Here is a 708-nt window from a genome sequence, read left to right as displayed (position 1 = left end):
GGCCTGGGCGTTGCGCACCAGCGTGTCGAGATGTCGGCGCCCGTCGCCCTGGAAGTATGCAATCCCTCGCTCGACCAGGGCATTCGGGCTCAACCTGGCTTCGAGGCTGTCGATGGACCCGGCAAGGTTCGCCCGGGCGGCTTCGACCTCCCGCTCGGCTTCGCGTGTGGATTTCTGATCGGTGTTACTGTCAGCCATCATCGGGCTCCATTTGGAATGAACGGCAAGATACGAAACCGAAGCGCATCAAACCTGCTCGCGCGCCATCGCTCCGTCCTTCTTGACCTGCCGGATCGTCCGGTCCGGAACCAGGTTCCCCGGCTCGAGCTTGCTCAGCCCGTTGCGCAGCAGAAGGGCACCGATGACGGCAAACACGACACCGACGAGCAGGGCTGCCAGCCCCTCGTAGGTCGGAAGCGTTCGTGCCGCATCGAGGGCGGCTTCGACATTCTGATTGACCGCAGTGACCACTTGGACCTGGCCCTCGTCCAGTCCCTCCAGCGCGACGACCTCCCGAGCCGCCGAAGGGTCGTCGCCGAAGATGCCGACGAGCAGGCGCGCGACGCCGCTGACAAGGGCAGAGAGCAGGATGCCGAGCGAGACCGCGAGGAGGACAGCGCCCGCGATGAGCTCGCCGATCGCGGCTTTCAGCTGTGCCGCTTTCTCGGACATCTCGGCTTTGACAAGCTGGATTTCCCGCTGCGCCAG

Annotated in this window: 2 protein-coding genes; both read right to left on the bottom strand. The window is 65.1% G+C overall.

Annotated features, from left to right (window positions below; all coding sequences use genetic code 11):
• A partial coding sequence (locus tag Q1A87_RS23610) for a DUF3618 domain-containing protein (RefSeq protein WP_299657298.1) occupies nucleotides 1-198 on the bottom strand: 198 nt, incomplete at its 3' end.
• Between the two features lie 48 nt (nucleotides 199-246).
• The coding region (locus tag Q1A87_RS23605; RefSeq protein WP_299657296.1) for a phage holin family protein at nucleotides 247-708 on the bottom strand (462 nt) is incomplete at its 5' end.

Origin of the sequence: uncultured Jannaschia sp. (assembly GCF_947494055.1) — a bacterium.
Classification (GTDB): Bacteria; Pseudomonadota; Alphaproteobacteria; order Rhodobacterales; family Rhodobacteraceae; genus Jannaschia.
Note: the sequence above shows the minus strand (reverse complement) of the source record. Positions and strands in the feature narration are given on the sequence as shown.